General features: G+C 66.5%; 14 protein-coding genes. 12 read left to right on the top strand and 2 right to left on the bottom strand.

The features are described 5' to 3' along the window. Positions 1 to 543: 543 nt before the first annotated feature. The 5 genes from QCE88_RS29765 (at position 544) to QCE88_RS29745 (ending at position 8,977) form a co-directional block, all read left to right on the top strand. Positions 544 to 2,796: a cellulose synthase gene (locus QCE88_RS29765; protein ID WP_309908568.1), complete on the top strand. Its 2,253-nt coding sequence runs from the start codon at positions 544 to 546 to the stop codon at positions 2,794 to 2,796. After that, the gene (locus QCE88_RS29760; RefSeq protein ID WP_309908566.1) at positions 2,793 to 4,973 is read left to right on the top strand and encodes a glycosyl transferase family protein; all 2,181 of its coding nucleotides are present in this window, start codon (positions 2,793 to 2,795) and stop codon (positions 4,971 to 4,973) included. The genes QCE88_RS29765 and QCE88_RS29760 overlap by 4 nt, the downstream gene beginning before the upstream one ends. Before the next feature lie 8 nt (positions 4,974 to 4,981). Beyond that, positions 4,982 to 7,399 carry an NfrA family protein gene (locus QCE88_RS29755; protein ID WP_309908564.1) on the top strand — a complete coding sequence of 806 codons (2,418 nt, stop codon included), beginning with the start codon at positions 4,982 to 4,984 and terminating at the stop codon, positions 7,397 to 7,399. Positions 7,400 to 7,419: 20 nt separating this feature from the next. After that, the gene (locus QCE88_RS29750; RefSeq protein ID WP_409018241.1) at positions 7,420 to 8,289 is read left to right on the top strand and encodes a hypothetical protein; all 870 of its coding nucleotides are present in this window, start codon (positions 7,420 to 7,422) and stop codon (positions 8,287 to 8,289) included. A gap of 226 nt (positions 8,290 to 8,515) precedes the next feature. Next, a complete protein-coding gene (locus QCE88_RS29745) occupies positions 8,516 to 8,977 on the top strand; it encodes a hypothetical protein (protein WP_309908563.1) in 462 nt (153 codons plus the stop codon). Between the two features lie 12 nt (positions 8,978 to 8,989). Here QCE88_RS29745 and QCE88_RS29740 read toward each other — a convergent pair whose 3' ends face one another. Further along, positions 8,990 to 10,381, bottom strand: a complete 1,392-nt coding sequence (locus QCE88_RS29740) for a PLP-dependent aminotransferase family protein (RefSeq protein WP_309908562.1) — start codon at positions 10,379 to 10,381, stop codon at positions 8,990 to 8,992. Next, entirely contained in the window at positions 10,308 to 10,703 is a 396-nt protein-coding gene (locus QCE88_RS29735) for a hypothetical protein (RefSeq protein WP_309908561.1), read from the bottom strand. Before QCE88_RS29735 ends, QCE88_RS29740 begins: the two co-directional genes overlap by 74 nt. A gap of 45 nt (positions 10,704 to 10,748) precedes the next feature. Between QCE88_RS29735 and QCE88_RS29730 the strand changes: the two genes are divergently transcribed. Genes QCE88_RS29730 through QCE88_RS29700 form a run of 7 tightly spaced genes read left to right on the top strand, consistent with a single transcriptional unit; the run spans position 10,749 to position 16,279 of the window. Beyond that, a complete protein-coding gene (locus QCE88_RS29730) occupies positions 10,749 to 11,231 on the top strand; it encodes an MSMEG_0572/Sll0783 family nitrogen starvation response protein (protein ID WP_309908560.1) in 483 nt (160 codons plus the stop codon). Positions 11,232 to 11,236: 5 nt separating this feature from the next. Further along, positions 11,237 to 12,244, top strand: coding sequence for a Nit6803 family nitrilase (locus QCE88_RS29725; RefSeq protein ID WP_309908559.1), 1,008 nt, complete (start codon positions 11,237 to 11,239; stop codon positions 12,242 to 12,244). Continuing rightward, on the top strand, positions 12,237 to 13,307 hold the full coding sequence (locus tag QCE88_RS29720; protein WP_309908808.1) for an MSMEG_0568 family radical SAM protein: 1,071 nt from the start codon (positions 12,237 to 12,239) through the stop codon (positions 13,305 to 13,307). The genes QCE88_RS29725 and QCE88_RS29720 overlap by 8 nt, the downstream gene beginning before the upstream one ends. 2 nt (positions 13,308 to 13,309) lie before the next feature. Next, positions 13,310 to 13,870 carry an MSMEG_0567/Sll0786 family nitrogen starvation N-acetyltransferase gene (locus QCE88_RS29715; RefSeq protein WP_309908558.1) on the top strand — a complete coding sequence of 187 codons (561 nt, stop codon included), beginning with the start codon at positions 13,310 to 13,312 and terminating at the stop codon, positions 13,868 to 13,870. Continuing rightward, complete coding sequence (locus QCE88_RS29710) at positions 13,867 to 14,817, top strand: sll0787 family AIR synthase-like protein (protein WP_309908556.1); 951 nt, start codon at positions 13,867 to 13,869, stop codon at positions 14,815 to 14,817. Before QCE88_RS29715 ends, QCE88_RS29710 begins: the two co-directional genes overlap by 4 nt. Then, entirely contained in the window at positions 14,805 to 16,016 is a 1,212-nt protein-coding gene (locus QCE88_RS29705; protein ID WP_309908555.1) for an MSMEG_0565 family glycosyltransferase, read from the top strand. Before QCE88_RS29710 ends, QCE88_RS29705 begins: the two co-directional genes overlap by 13 nt. Beyond that, on the top strand, positions 15,995 to 16,279 hold the full coding sequence (locus QCE88_RS29700) for an MSMEG_0570 family nitrogen starvation response protein (protein ID WP_309908553.1): 285 nt from the start codon (positions 15,995 to 15,997) through the stop codon (positions 16,277 to 16,279). The genes QCE88_RS29705 and QCE88_RS29700 overlap by 22 nt, the downstream gene beginning before the upstream one ends. The last annotated feature ends 8 nt before the right edge of the window (positions 16,280 to 16,287 follow it).

Raw genomic sequence — 16,287 nt, 5'->3', positions numbered from 1 at the left:
TTGTCTGGCTGTCTTTAAACGTCTGAATACAATCCGTTTTGTCAAAAGATTGTGTCGTCGTCTGGACAATGAAAACGAAGCCAACAACGCAAGGATCCGGCTTCGGGATATCTCCCGAAGCCGTCGAGGCAGGGTCGCGCACGAGGGCGCGGAGCGAGCAGCCGGCAATTCGTTCCGTGGCATGCGTGGCCCGCCGTCATCGCCCGACATCCATCCGGGCGTCTATCCCGTTGACATGCAGCGCCGTTGCGGATTGCCCGTGCGCTTGCGGTTGGCATTCCCAAAAAAACGGGACTGCCGCGCTCTTGCGTATTGATCGGAGCGCTTCGCCATTCATGTCGGCAAGGACCTCCTTGCTGCTTTCCGCGACGCTTCTTTCGAGCAACACCCAGCACTGAGTCATTCCGCCGGAATTCGGGTCTCACGCTATCGCGGCGTTCGCGCATGTCAATTCACGTTCGACGGCAACCGGTATCGACCGGGCGTCGGTGACGCATTGACCTCGCCACTGCGCCGCATCGCGTCAAATACGAGTCAAGTAATTTGATCTACGACAACTTCAAGCGGCATCAACGAGGCACCGTACGGACCTTCAGGACCTTCATCGCCGCGTGCGCCCTGTTTGCGAGCATCGTGCCGCGCGTAGTGTCCGCCGCGACGCCAGCGGACCCGAGCCTCGCGGACGCGTTCTCCCACCTCGCCGCCGATGTGCAGGAAACGCGCACCGTCACGCTCAGGCAACTCGGTCTGCTCGAAAGCGTCGCGCTCAATGCGCCCGATACGCGCCGCGAATTCTTCCTGCCGGTGCCCGCAGGCGTGCCGCTCAAGGACGCCGCCTTGCAGTTCGACGGCGGCTATGTGCGCGGCGACGGCGGCCGCGTGACCATGCTGCTCTCGCTCGACGGCTCGCCGGTGCTGGCGCGCGCCTTCACGCAGGACGCGGGCGGCGTGTCGCTGAATCTGGGCGTGGACGGCGCGCCGCGCAACGCGGGCTTCGTGCGCCTGGGGCTGGGCTTTGCGTCGGTGATCAATCAGAACGACTGCACGGATCAGACGGCGATCGGCAATGTCTTGCGCGTGGATCCGGCCACGCGGCTCACGTTCCGCTTCGATCCCGCCGACGTGCAGGACCTGCGCACCGCCTGGAGCGCGTTGCCGTATGCGCCGGTGCTCGCGGTCTCGGGCCGCAAGCTGGCGAGCAGCGCCTACGACACCGCGTGGCGCATCGACGCGCTCTTGCAGCGCGACGGCAAGCGGCCCGTGATGCAGGCGCTGCCGGCGCCGGGCGACACGGTGGATCTGGGCACGCTCGACGTTCCCGCGCCGCTGCGCGCGATCCCCGCGTTCGCCGCGCTGGCCGGCGGCGGCCAGCATGTGCTCGCGAATCAGGCGGAACTCGGCGCGCTGGTCGCGCTGAGTCCGCGTACGGCGTTCGGCCCTGACGTGGTGGTCGCCGACGAACCCCTGCGGCGCACGCTCGGCGCGGCGCTCGACGCGTTGCGGCTGCAAGTGACCGCGACATCCGCCGACGCGCTCGCCGCCTTCGATACCTGGCGCAAGCAGACGGCCTCGCAACTGACGGCGCCGCTCGCGCCAGGCGAGGTGCGCGTCGCGCATGTGGGCGGACGGGCGCTGATCGTGGTGGGCGACACACGCGGCATCGGCGCGCTGGCGCACGGCTGGCGGCCGATCGACGTATCGGACCGGGTGATCGTGCATCGCATCGACGTGGAGCAGCAGGCGCGCGGCGACAACATTCCGTTGTCCGATCTCGGCGGCGATCCGCGCAGCATCGACGTGCAGACCGACGCCTCGTGGGTGGCGCGCTTCGACCTGGCCGCCGCCTCCGGCAACGGACGCCTGCCGGCGCAGGTGGTGCTGGATCTGGCAGCGTCGCCGACGCTCTCGAACGGCGGCGCGACCGCCACCGTCTACTTCAACGACGTGATGATCGGCGCGCGCCTCATCAATGTCGATGGCGCGCGCCAGCGGCTCATCGCGTCGATTCCGCGCTATGCGCTCGCGCGCACCAACGAATTGCGCGTGTCGTTCCGCCGTCAGCCGGATGCCGGGTGCCAGGCGCGTCAGGCGTATCCGGTCGCGGTGCTGCCGACGAGCCCTCGGCGGCTCGCGAAGGCCACGCCCGAGGACAGCTTTGCGGGCATGGCGGCGCGCTATGCGTCGTCGGCGACGGTGTATGTGCCGCGCGCCTATCTCGACGACGCACTCGTCAGCGTGCCCCGTCTGGCCGTGCTGACCGGCGCGGCGGGCATCGCGCCGGCCACCGCGAAGTTCGCGGTGGCGTCCTCGCAGGCGTCCATGCAGCCGGACGGCCCGTTCCTCGCCGCGGACGTGAGCTTCGACGGCGAGAAGAACCCCGCGCTGTATTCGGCGCAGCGTCTTTCGCTGAGCTCGCCCTCCGGCGACACGCTGCTCGACATGTCGGGTCTCTCGCGCGTCGCGGTGGTGAGCGTGGCGAGCGCGGGCGGGCAGAGCGGCATCGTCTATCGTTCGGCGGGCGCGGCGCCCGTGCTGACCGACAAACTCCAGCTTTCGCGCGGCAATATCGCGGTGGTGGACGGCAGCGGTGTGCTCAAGCAGTTCGACACCGTGAACCCCGACGACCTCTCCGACGAACCCGCGAGCAGCACCGACTGGGTCACGCATCACTGGGCGCGCTGGGGTATTCCGGCCGTGCTGGTGGTCCTGCTGCTGGCGCTGATCGTGCTGGCGGGCCGGGCGCGGCGCAAACACCAGAACGAGCAGCGCCGCGCGCAGGACGAGGACGGCGCGTGATGCTGGAGACGCTCAGGTGGTACGGCGGCATCCTGCTCGCCGATTACTACCAGGGACTGGAGTACATGGCCGCGACGGTTGCGGCCATCATCCTGCTGTCGAGCGTGGATGATCTCTTCATCGACGTCTGGTACTGGACGCGCAAGCTCTGGCGGCGCGTGACGGTGGAGCGCCGTTACGCGCCGCTCACGGTCGAGCAGCTCTACGCGCGCGACGAACAGCCCATCGCCATCATGGTGCCCGCCTGGCACGAGCACGACGTGATCGCCGCGATGATCGAGGATCTCGTGCGCGTGCTGGATTACCGCGCGTACACGGTGTTCGTCGGCACCTATCAGAACGACGCCGCGACGATCGCCGAAGTGGAGCGCATGCGGCATCGCTACAAGCATCTGCATCGCGTGGAAGTGCCGCACGACGGCCCGACCTGCAAGGCCGACTGCCTCAACTGGCTCGTGCAGGCCATCATGCATTACGAGTTCGAGGCGGGCATCGAGTTCGCGGGCATCGTCATGCATGACAGCGAAGACGTGCTGCATCCCGTCGAGCTGAAGTTCTTCAACTATCTCCTGCCGCGCAAGGACATGATCCAGCTGCCGGTGGCGTCGCTGGAACGCCACTGGTTCGAACTCGTCGCGGGCACCTACATGGACGAGTTCGCCGAGTGGCACGGCAAGGATCTGGTCGTGCGCGAAAGTCTGGCGGGCGCGGTGCCGTCGGCGGGCGTGGGTACGTGTTTCTCGCGCCGCGCCATGCGCGCGCTGGTCGAGCAGACGGAGCAGCAGCCGTTCAATACAGAGAGCCTCACCGAGGACTACGACATCGGCGCGCGCATTCTCAAGCTCGGCATGCAGTCCATCTTTCCGCTGTTTCCGGTCGAATTCACGACGCGTCGCAAAGGCTGGTTCGGGCTTGGCCCCGAACGCGAGATCCGCATGACCATGCCGCTGTGCGTGCGCGAGTTCTTCCCCGATACCTTCCGCACCGCTTACCGCCAGCGCGCGCGCTGGACGCTTGGCATCGGCCTGCAAGGCTGGGCGCTGACCGGCTGGAGCGGCTCGCTGGCGAACCGCTATCTGTTGCTGCGCGATCGCAAGGGCGTCGTGACGGCCTTCGTCGGCATGCTTGCTTATCTGCTCGCAGGGCAGTTCATGCTGTTCGCCGCCGCGTCTTACTTTCGTATCGCGACGCGCTTCTTTCCGTCGCCGTTCATCGATTCGGGATGGCTCCAGGCGCTGCTGGTTGCGAATTCAGTTGCGCTCGTGCTGCGCGTCACGCAACGCATCATCTTCACGACGCGCCTGTACGGCTGGGAGCACGGCGTACTCGCGGTGCCGCGCATGGTGATCGGCAACGTGATCAACTTCATGGCGGTGTCGCGCGCGTGGCGGCTGTTCATCGTGCACACGCTGACGGGGCGCAGGCTCGCGTGGGACAAGACGATGCACGACTTCCCGAGCAACGAAGGCCTGCGCGACACGCGTCAGGAACTGGGCGAACTGCTCGTGTCGTGGCAGGCGATCGATCCCGAGCGGCTCGAAGAGGCGCGCCGCACCGAACATGCGCGCGAGGCGCCGATCGGGCGTGTGCTCATCACGCGCGGCTGGCTCGACGAAGAGACGCTCGCGGAAGCCATCGCGTTCCAGGCGGACTTGCCGCGCGGGCGCTTCGATCTGGCGCGCATGGATCTCACACTGGTGGCAACGCCGGATACGCTCGTGCGGCTGCGTGCGCTGCCTCAAGGCACTGACGCTAACGGGCACGCGCTGTTCGTCTGCGCGGGCTTGCTCGACAATGCCGCGCTCGCGGAATTGAGTACGGCGGCGGGCCGCCCGGTGAGCTTGCAGGTGGTGCGCGAAAGCGAGATCACGGCGGGGCTGCGGATGCTGCGCGCGGTCGGACGGCTGGTTCATCCCGAAGCGGCCGATGACGAGCGCTTTCCCGACCCCGCCGATGAACCCGTGGCCGACGGCGTGCCGCTGCTCGGCGACATCATGATCGAGATGGGACTGGTCACGCGTGGCGCGTTCGAGACGGCGTTGCAGCAGTATCGGCCGGAGCGGCATGGGCGGATCGGCGACTATCTGGTGGCGGAAGGCGTGATCACGCACGAAGCGTTGACCGTCGCGATTGGCGAGCAGCGCCGCCGCCATCGCGCGCGGACATCCAAGCCGTGACGGCGCGCTTGTCTCGTCGCCTGGGCATCGCGGCATGGGCTGCCGCGACCGCTTGCGCGCCCGCCGCCGTTCACGCCGATGCGAACCTGCCGCTGCCGTTGAGCGGCGCGTCGTATCGCGTGGCGCGCGAGGCCTTCGTGGCCTATGACCAACACCGTTACGCCGACGCCGTCGCGGGCGCGCGCGAAGCGATTCGCCAGCGGCCCGACGTGCCCGAATTGCGTCTGCTGCTGGCGAATGCGCTGGCGGCGCGCGGGCGTCTGAAGGACGCGCGTCACGTGCTGGATGACGCCGTCGCGCAATTCGGGCCGACGCCCGCGTTGACGGCGCGGCGGCGGCAGATCGAGATCCTGATTGCGTCGGGCGGCATGAGCGGCGTGCCGAGCGATTTGCCGGCGCCGGCGCTCAAGGCCGCGCGGGCTGCCTATCAGGCTTATGGACGGAAGGACTATGCGGTCGCGGTCAGCGCGAGCCGCGAGGCGGTGCGGCTTGCGCCACAGGCGGAGCGCTTGCGCGTTCTGCTGATCGATTCCCTTGCGGCGAGCGGCGACGACGCAGCCGCGTGGACCGCCGCCGTCGATGCCACGGCGCGCTTCGGCGACAGCGACGGTTTGCGTACGCGGCGGCGTTTCATCGGCGACCGGCTTGCACCGGCCGAGTCGCGGGCGGCGTTTGCGGCCCGTGAGAGGGGCGATCTCGATGAAGCACAGCGGCGCGTTCAGCAGGCGCTGGTGTATGCGCCGGGGCGCGCGGATTTCCGCATGCAGCTGATCGAGACGATGTTCGCGCGCGATGATCTGGCGGGCGTGGAAGCGGTAGCCGATGACGCCATTGCACGCAATCGCGACGATGCGCTCGCGTGGGCGCTGCGTGGTTATGCGCGTGCGGCGCGGGGCGTGGATGGGGACTTCGCCGAAGTGCTGTCAGCGTCGGTTGCACCGGATGATGAACGGCAGGAACGCGACGCACGCGTGGCGCGGACGATCGTTGCGGACGTGAGACTGGCCCAGGGCGACGCGCAAGGCGCGCTCGCTGCGCTGCCTCCGGCGCGCCCGTCGGCAGCGGACGACACCGACGCCGCCATCGCCTTGCGTCGCCATCGCGCGCAGGCGTTGGCACAACGCGGCCTGACGCAAACCGCGCAAGTCGATCCACAGGCGCGTCCGACCTTCGAATGCCGTGCCGATGAATTCGGCGCATCGTGCGATGTCTACGCGCACGATCCGGCGCTGGCTGCGACCCGCTCGGCGCGTTTGGCGGAGCAACGCGGCGAGCGCGGGGCGGCGGCGGAGGAATGGCGCGCGGCGATTGCCGCGGTGCCGGACGATCCGCAACCGCGTATCGCGCTGATCGACGACCTCGTGGCAGAAGGCCGTACGCGCGAGGCGTCGGAGGCGGCGCGTGCCGTCATCGACGCACAATTGCTCGACGCGCTCACCGACGTGCAGGCGGCCTTCGTCGCGCAACGCGCCGGGGATAATGCTCTCGCGCTGCATTACTTCGCGCGTGCGGACCGCGACGGCAAGTTGCCTGCATCCGCGCAAGCCGATGCGGGTTACGCGGCGCTCGGCATGCATCGCACAGGCGAGGGCGCGCGCTATCTGGAGCATGCGATCGACCGCAGCGCGGACGGTCCCGCCGACGAAGCGCTCTCCGCGCAGGCACTGAACGATGCCCGCTCGGCGCATGCCGAAGCCACACGCGACTGGGGCTTCAGCACAGCGGTGAACTACCGCGGCAATGGCGCGCAGCAGGGCGTGGCGTTCTCGCCAGTGCCGGGCGTGTCGAACAACTGGCAAGCGGGCGTGGAGGCGTACTGGCGTCCGTTCGGCAGTCTCGGTGACCGCATGTTCGAAGTCTATGCGCGCAGTTACGAGAACTTCGGCGTGAAGGGCGGCGGGCCGTCCGGAGCCTCGACGTGGCAGGCGGCGTTCGGCGCGCGGGTGAAGCCGTTCGCGTCGGCCAATGCGATTTTCGCGATTGAGAAAATCCTGCCGCTCGGTTCGGACGTGCGTTCGGACTGGCTGGCGCGCGCTGCCTACTCGAACGGCTTCGGCGACGCGCGCCGGCTCGACGTGCCGAGCTGGTGGACCGGCACGGTGTACGGCGAAGCGGGGCATTACATCGCGAATCATTCGAGCTACGCGACGGCCAACGCGCGCCTCGGCCGCAGTTATCGCGTGGATGCGCTCAGTCCGCGCCTGACCGTGTTTCCGCATGCGGTGGTCGGCATGGACTACGACTCGGCGATCGATCACAGCGTGCCGGTGGGCGTCGGCGCGGGCGTGTCGGCGCGCTACGCGTTTCGTGGCGGCAGATATGACGCGCCGCGCTCGTTCGTCGATATATCGGTGCAATACCGTTTCCGGGTCGCCGGCGACGACCGCGCGAAAGGCGTGTTCTTCGGTGCGGTATTCTCGTACTGACGCCACTGCTTTCTCGCGCCATGTTCCCGTTTCTGCAATTCCATCCGCTGATGGCCGCGCGCTGTGCCGTGCTGGCCGCCGCGTGCTGCGCGTTTTCCTGCGCTTGTGCCGACGCGCCGCCGACACGGCTGGTGCACGGCATGGTCTGGCAACCCGACAACGCCCATGCGGACCCGCACGGCGACTGGGACAGACTGGGCGCGCACGAACTCATCGTGCAGTGGACGGCGGTGGACGGTCTCTCGTTCCTGCCGGGAACCGGCCTGCGCGCGGCGGCGCGGATGCCGGACTGGGAGCGCATCGGACAGGAGCCGTGGGCCCGCGACGTGATCATCGGGCTGGCGGGCCGCTTCGACGAAGCCGCGGCGCGCGCGAACATGGCGCAGCTGTTCAACGAATCGATGCAGCTCGTGGATGCGCGTCCGCCGGTGCATGTCACGGGCTATTACTTTCCCGTCGAGATCGATCCGACCTGGCAGAACGCCGGCGCGCTGCGCGCGATGCTGGATGCGCTGCCCCGGCCGTTGTGGATCAGCGTCTACGATCGCGCGAACGTGGGCGGCACGGCGCTGGCCGCATGGCTCGACGAATGGCTGCCGCGCGACGTCGGCGTGCTGCTGCAGGACGGCTGCGGGGTGTATGCGCGCGAGCCGAAGATCGCACGGGAGTATGCGGATCAACTGGCGGCGAAGCTGGGGCGGGCACGCGTCAGGATCATCACGGAGGCGTTCCGGCCGCAGGTCGGGGGCGGCTTTCGGGCGGCTACGGTGGCGGAACTGAAGCCGCAGATCGATGCGTATCGGGGTTATCGGATCTATTTGTTCGATGGTCCGCATTATGTGTCGAATCAACTCGTGCAGCAGTTGCTGGATGCTTACTCGAAGCGTTGATAAGCGAGTGCGGAGCGAAGAATCTGAATTTATTCGGGACGTTGCGGATGGGGGGTGGCGCGGGGTGTCGGCATGCTAGATTGAGTGCTGTCAAAGCTCAATGGCGGTTCGCCATGCTTTAAGCCCCAAGTCTTCAGGATGTCTGAGGTAGTCCGCAATGCCCCTTCCTATTTTCGATAGCTCCGCGTGGTATGAAGCCCGTATAGCAGAATTTCGTGAAGCCAACATGGCTGCTTCACTTGATTGCCCGGAGCATTTCAGAGACCCGAAGATCGTCGGCTCTTTCTCCGAAGCACTTTGGTGCACGGTCGAACTGCAACCGGACGTCTTTGTGCCACAGTCCTTCAGCGTAGGCGTTGTCGTGCAGCCTTCGGAGGACTCTTTGAGATTCCGGCTGCTGGATGACTACCAATATCTGGAATATATCTACGGAGATTCATTTCCGCCGCGCGACATACGGATGATCATGGCACATGCGTCACGCACATTGCGCCGCGCTGCGTCCAGGCAGATACCCATCCAGGCAGTCAGTTTCGATTCCTTCACCTTGCGCCTTTCGCCGGGCTTCCATACTTCCGGTGATCATGTCGAGGCCACGGTCGATCGTCTCTTCGAGGAAGTCGTCGTCATGGCGCCGAAGATCAGACACGGACGGTCTGACACCGCTGCTCCTCCGTCTCCTGAATAACCTCGCTCCCCCTCACAACATCGGCATATGCAAATGATGCGGATCACCCAGCATATCCGCCACGCGTCGCAGCGCTTCCCTGCAATCCTCCCGGTCCTGCGGCCCGCCGAGACATAAACGCAACGCATTCGGCGGATTGCCATCCGTGGAGAACGCCGCACCCGCCACCGCGCCAATCCCCTGGCTACGCAACTGCAACGCCAGTTCCGGCGCGCTCCAGTCGCAGACCGAAGGCACCGGCAGCCAGAGATGAAAACCGTGCGGGTTGGCATCGAAAGCGAATTCGTGCAGTTCCGCCAGGGCAATTGCCTGCCGCGCGGCGGCTTCGTCGCGGATCGCGTTCAGCACGTCGGCGGCGGTGCCGTCGCTAACCCATTGCGTCGCGAGCAGCACGGTGAACGGACTCGGCATCACCGACGTCGCGCGTAATGCGCCTGCAATCCGCTGCGTCTGCCGCGGTGTCGGCGCGCTCAGGTAAGCCACGCGCAAGCCCGCACCGAGCGTCTTCGACAACCCGGTCACGTGATAGGTCAACTCGGGGGCGAGTTCGGCCAGGGTCGGCGGCGCGTGGGGCGGCAACATGCCGTAGGGCTCATCCTCGATGATCGGCACGTTGTAGCGCAGCGCCACGTCGGCGAGGGCTTCGCGCCGCCGGCGTGTCAACGTCAGCGTGCTCGGATTCTGCAAGGTCGGATTGCAGTAGAAGCCGCCCGGTTTCTCCGTCCTGCACAGCGCCTCGAACGCGTGCGGCAGCGGTCCTTCGTCGTCGCGTGCCAGCGCTTGCAGACGCACGCCCAGTTGGGAGGCGATCGCCTTGATGCCCGGATAGGCCAGCGAGTCCAGACAGATCATCTCGCCCGGCCGCGCCAGTTGCGACACCAGCGCCACCAGCGCGCCGTGAATGCCCGGACACACGAGCACGGTATCGGCTTCGCAAGCAGGCACGCGCGGGCGCAGCCAGTCGCGCCCCGCCGCGCGATCCGCCGGCAAGCCGCCGAAATCCTGATAGCGCAGCAGCTGGAACGGATCGGCGCGTTCCATCAGCCGTGCGGCCGAAGCCCGCAAGCGCGCCGCGAGCGCGGGTGGCTCAGGCGGCATGTTCATCGACATTTCGACGCTCCCGCCACCCGCCAGCGGCAAGGTCTGCGTCCTGCCGCGCACGAAGGTGCCGCTGCCCGCGCGGGCGTCGAGCAGGCCGCGCTTGCGCGCTTCGGCATAGGCGCGCGCGACCGTCGTGTAGTTGAGACTCAGCAGGCCCGCGAGATCGCGCAGACCGGGCAGCCGGTCGCGTGGTCGCAGACGGCCGCTCGCCAGATCTTCCTCGATCAAGTCAGGAATCGTCAGATAAGCGGGCTTCCTGCTTTCTTCGAGTTTCCTGATCCAGTGATGTGCCGGCTGACTCATGACCGCGATGATCCTCGAAACATGTCAAAGCAATCGAAAAAAAAGATCGCATCGCCTGATTGGACTTGATTGCATTGATCGCACCGATGCACGCCTTCGGTGTATGACGCACCATGCCCACGCCCGTCTGCGCTGAAACCGTGCGCGCGGCTTGAGCGCACCTTCCCGTGCTTGCCCTGCGAAAGGCCTTCCAGCAAGGCTCCAGCAAAAAAATTTCGGTTCCGTCGAGCAAGTTCGTTTTGCTTGATTGCAGAGTGATTGCATTTCGCGGGCCAATCATTGGCATACCCGTTGCGTTTGAGGGCTCGTCGACGCGCTTCATGAATGAGCGCGCCGGCATCGAACCTCATACTCATCGGAGAATGTCATGCCCGCAGTCAATCAACCGCTTCACAAGAACGGCGATTATCTGGTCGACTACGAAGAGAAAGTCTTCGAGGACGTGAAGGCCGAGCCCGGTGAGAAGGCGCTCGTCACGTTTCACACGGTCGCGTTCGAAGGGTCGATCGGCTTCGTGAACCTGTTGCAGGCCACGCGTCTGCAACGCAAGGGCTTTGACACCTCCGTGCTGCTGTATGGCCCCGGCGTCACGCTCGGCCTGCAACGCGGCTTTCCGACGCTCGGCGACGAGGCCTTCCCGGGCCATCTCAACTTCAACAAGCAACTGCAGAAGTTCATGGCCGAAGGCGGCAAGGTCTACGCCTGCCGCTTCGCGTTGCAGGCGCTGTATGGACACGGCGAGGCATCGCTGATCGAAGGCATCCGCCCGATCAATCCGCTCGACGTGCTGGATATTCAGCTGCTGCATCGCAAGGACAACGCGTTGATCATCCATACCTGGACCGTGTGACGATCATGCCCGATGCCCTTTCGACACCGCGCGTCGTGCGCGCGGCGGCCGTGCAGATCACGCCGGACTTCGAGCGGCCGAACGGCACGCTCGACCGCGTGTGCACGGCCATCGACGAAGCCGCGGCGCAGGGCGTGCGGCTGATCGTCTTTCCCGAGACCTTCGTGCCGTACTACCCGTACTTCTCGTTCGTGCGCGCGCCGGTGGCATCGGGCGCGGATCACATGAAGCTCTACGAGCAGGCCGTGGTGGTGCCAGGCCCGGTCACGCAGGCCGTGTCCGAGCACGCGCGGCTGTGCAACATGGTCGTCGTGCTCGGCGTGAACGAACGCGATCACGGCAGCCTGTACAACACGCAACTCGTCTTCGATTCCGACGGCACGCTGCGTCTCAAGCGCCGCAAGATCACGCCGACCTTTCACGAGCGCATGATCTGGGGCCAGGGCGACGCGGCGGGCCTGAAAGTGGTGAATACCGGCGTGGGACGCGTGGGCGCGCTCGCATGCTGGGAGCATTACAACCCGCTCGCGCGCTACGCGCTGATGACGCAGCACGAAGAAATCCATTGCAGCCAGTTTCCCGGCTCGCTGGTCGGTCCGATCTTCGCGGAGCAGATCGAAGTGACGATCCGCCATCACGCGCTGGAGGCGGGCTGCTTCGTCGTCAATGCGACCGGGTGGCTGACCGAGTCGCAGATCGAAGCCATTACGCCCGATCCCAACCTGCAACGCGCGCTGCGCGGCGGCTGCAATACCGCGATTGTCTCGCCGGAAGGCCAGCATCTCGCCGAGCCGCTGCGCGAGGGCGAAGGCATGGTGATCGCCGACCTCGACATGGCGCTTATCACGAAGCGCAAACGCATGATGGATTCGGTCGGTCACTACGCGCGGCCCGAGTTGCTGAGCCTCGCGATCAACGATCGCCCGGCATCGCCCGTCACCTCTTTCAAGGACACCCACGACGATGAACGCCCGCGAGAACCTGCCGGCATCGAGCCGGCAATTGATGACTGAATTGCAGTCGGCCGGCCTGCGGCTGGTCGATCCGCGCGCGGGCGTGTCGAGCCGGCGCGGCGGCGCGGGGCCGTCGGACCACAAGGCCGTGACGGTGGACGGCGTGACCATCATGGTGCCCGTGCATACCAGCAGCGCGTGGGATTCGCCGTTCGTCGCGGGTCAGCCGGACGCGCACGGCATCAGCGCGCTGACCCGCAACGCCATTCCGATCGCCAGCATCAGTTTTCCGAAAGCGCCGCGTTTCTACGCGATGCAGACGCTCGACGGCGTGCCGTATTCGCATATCGCGACGCTGCACAGCGCCGATGTGCTCGCTACCACCGTGCTGCAAACCTGCATCCGTTATGAGAGCCGCCGCAAGTCGTGCAAATTCTGCGCGATCGGCCAGTCGCTGGCGGCGGGCCGCACGATTGCGCACAAGACGCCGGAGCAGCTCGCCGAAGTGGCGCGCGCGGCGGTGTTGCTGGACGGCGTCAAGCACATGGTGCTGACGACCGGCACGCCGCCAACTCCAGATCGCGGCGCACGCGTGTTGTGCGAGAGCGCATTCGCGATCAAGGCCGCCGTGAACCTGCCGATTCAGGCGCAATGCGAGCCGCCCGACGACGACCGCTGGTTCGAGCGCATGAAGGCGAGCGGCATCGACACGCTCGGTATGCATCTGGAAGCCGTTACGCCCGCCGTGCGCGATCGCATCATGCCGGGCAAGGCAACGGTGCCGATGAAGCGCTACATGGAAGCCTTCGGGGCGGCGGTCGCGGTGTTCGGTCGTGGCCAGGTGAGCACCTACATTCTCGCGGGACTGGGCGACAGCGCGGAGGCCATCGTTGCCATGGCGCGCGAGTTGATCGCGCTCGGCGTGTATCCGTTCGTCGTGCCCTTCGTGCCGATCAGCGGCACGCCGCTCGAAGATCATCCCGCGCCCGCGCCGGAGTTCATGCGTGCGGTGCTGGCGCCCATCGGCGCGATGCTTGGCGAAGCAGGCATGCGTTCCGCCGACATCAAGGCGGGCTGCGGCAAATGCGGCGCGTGTTCGTCGCTGTCATCGTACGAGGGCTGACCATGTTCGTCGAAGCCATGGAAGGCGATGCACTGGATCTCGACTACACGCCGGTCGAGTACCGCGTCAAATGGGCGACGCTGCCCTGGGAAGCGGAGGAAGCGTACAAGCTGCGCCGCGCGGTGTTCTGCATCGAGCAGGGCGTGTTCGTGGGGGATGATCGCGACGAGATCGACTCGCGCGGCCAGTTGCTGGTCGCGTTGAGCTGTGTCGCGGGCATGCCGGATCAGGTCGTCGGCACGGTGAGGATTCACGAGCGCGAGCCGGGCGTGTGGCTCGGCTCGCGGCTGGCGGTGCATGCGGCGTTCCGTTCACAAGGCAAGATCGGCTCGACGCTTATTCGACTGGCCGTGTCGAGCGCGCATGCGCTCGGCTGCGAGACGTTTCTCGCGCACGTCCAGGAGCAGAACGTGCCGCTGTTCCGGCGGCTGCGCTGGGACACGCAGCAGGAGGAAACGTTGTTCGGTCGCGCGCATCATCTGATGCGCGCGCAGCTCGATGCCTATCCGCCGTGCCTCACGCCGCAAAGCGGTTTTGTTGCGCTCGCGCGGAGGTTGCCGTGACGCGTTTGGCGGGTTTGGTCGAGCGACTGAGAGAAAGCCGGGGCTTTCACCACAAGCGCGATATCTCGCAGGTGCTCGCGCATTTGCCGGCAGGCGCACGCGATGTGGCAATCGGCGACGATTGCGCCGCCATTCCCGATGGCGACGGTTTCCTGCTGTTCGCGATCGAAGGTCTGGTGAGCGACTTCATCCAGACGATGCCGTGGTTCGCCGGCTATAGCGGCGTCATGGTGAACGTCAGCGACATCTACGCGATGGGCGGCCGCCCGCTCGCCGTCGTCGATGCGCTGTGGAGCGGCAGCGCGCAGGCCGCAGGCGAGGTGCTGGCGGGCATGGCGGCGGCATCGCGGGCGTATGGCGTGCCGATTGTCGGCGGGCACAGCAACGTGCGCAGCGAAGGGGCGCAGCTCGCAGTGGCCATCGTCGGGCGGGCGCAGCGGCTGCTGACCAGCTTCGATGCCCGTCCTGGCGATGCGCTCGTCATGGCCGTCGATCTGCGCGGGCGTTTCGAGGAACCGTATCCGTTCTGGAATGCGTCGGTGGGTGCGCCAGAAGGCCGCGCACGCGGCGATTTCGAACTGCTGCCCGCGCTGGCCGAAGACGGTCTCTGCGATGCGGCGAAAGACATCAGCATGGCGGGCGCGCTCGGCACGGCGCTGATGCTGCTCGAATGCTCGAACGTCGGTGCGCGCATTGATCTCGACGCGGTGCCTCGTCCCCCGGAAGTGGAATTCGAGCGCTGGCTCACCGCGTTTCCAAGCTTCGGCTTTGTGCTTTCGGTGCGCAAGGAGCATGTCGGCGACGTGCTCGCGCGGTTTGCTTCGCGTGATATTGCGAGCGCGGTGATCGGCGAGGTGGACGCGTCGCGCGAAGTGGTCGTGACGCGCGGCGACAAAGCGGCCTTGCTGTGGAATCTTCGCGAGGAGCCGTTCATATGCGCGCGCTGAACGCACTGCGAATCGGACTGCTGACGCATTCGGTGAATCCGCGCGGCGGCGTCGTGCATACGCTCGAACTGGCGCGCGCGCTGCACGAAGCCGGACACGAGGTCACTGTCTTTGCGCCCGCGCGGCCAGGCGAGTCGATGTTTCGCGCGTCGCCGTGCCGGATCGCGTTGGCGTGTATCGAAGGCGAGGCGACCGGGCTGACCGGCATGGTCGCGCAACGCATTCGCGCGTTGAAGCGCGCGCTCGTTGACGTCGGCCCGGACCGCTTCGACGTGCTGCATGCGCAGGACAGCATCGGCGGGAATGCGCTCGCGGAGCTGAAAGAGGAGTGTGCGATTCGTGGTTTCGTGCGCACGGTGCATCATCTCGACTGCTTTGACGACCCGCAACTCGACCACTGGCAACGCCGCGCCTGGCAGGACGCGGATGCCGTGTTCTGCGTGAGCGATGCCTGGACGCGCATCATGCGTTCGACCTATGGCATCACGGCGCACACGGTGTCGAACGGTATCGACGCAACACGCTACGGCGTTCGCGCCGACGCGGACACGCACGCGCTGCGCGAGCGCTTTGGCATCGGCGGCGGACCGGTGGTGCTGGCGGTGGGCGGAATCGAGGAGCGCAAGAACACGTCGATGCTGCTCGAAGCCTTCGCCTTGCTGCGCGCACGGCGGCCCGGCGCGCAACTGGTGTTGGCTGGCGGCGCCAGTCTGCTCGACCACGATGACTACACGCGCCGTTTCCTGACGCGAGCGGCGGCGCTGGGGCTCGAAGTCGGCGCGCGGGGCACGCCGGTGATCGTGACGGGCGCGCTGCCGGACGCCGCAATGCCCGCGCTGTTCCGTCTCGCCGATGCGGTATCGATGGTCTCGCTTCGCGAAGGCTTCGGCCTGGTGGTGCTCGAAGCGCTCGCAAGCGGACGGCCGGTCGTGGTGTCGCGCATCGCGCCCTTCACCGAATATCTCGACGACCGCACCTGCACATTCGCCGATCCATACGACGCGTCATCGATCGCCGCTGCGCTCGCCTATGCAATACACGGCAATAGCGGCATCGACTTCGTGCAAGCCGTGCCCGCGCTGTTGCGGCGCTTCACGTGGCAAGCGAGTGCCGCGCGTCATCTCGACCTCTACCGCGCGTGGCTCGAAACCGATCAACCTTCAAGCGGAGCCCTGACATGCCCGTCATGCACTTCCTGATTCGCTGGCCCGATGGCGTCGAAGCGAACTGCTATTCGCCTTCGACAGTCGTCAGCGAGTTCTTCGCGGCGGGCCAGCGCTATGCCGTCGATGACTTCGTCGCGCGTTCACGTGAAGCCTTGCACATCGGGTCGGAACGGGTGCGCGAAAAATACGGCTTTGCGTGCTCTGCCGCGCTCGATCAGCTTGCACGCATCGAAGACGATGCGCGCCGTTTCCACGATGCGCACGAAGCACAGGTCACCGTGCTCGCGCTCGATTAACGCTTTCG

The sequence above is a fragment of the Caballeronia sp. LZ035 genome (assembly GCF_031451175.1).
GTDB lineage: Bacteria > Pseudomonadota > Gammaproteobacteria > Burkholderiales > Burkholderiaceae > Caballeronia.
This window is presented reverse-complemented; position numbering and strand designations above follow the sequence as displayed.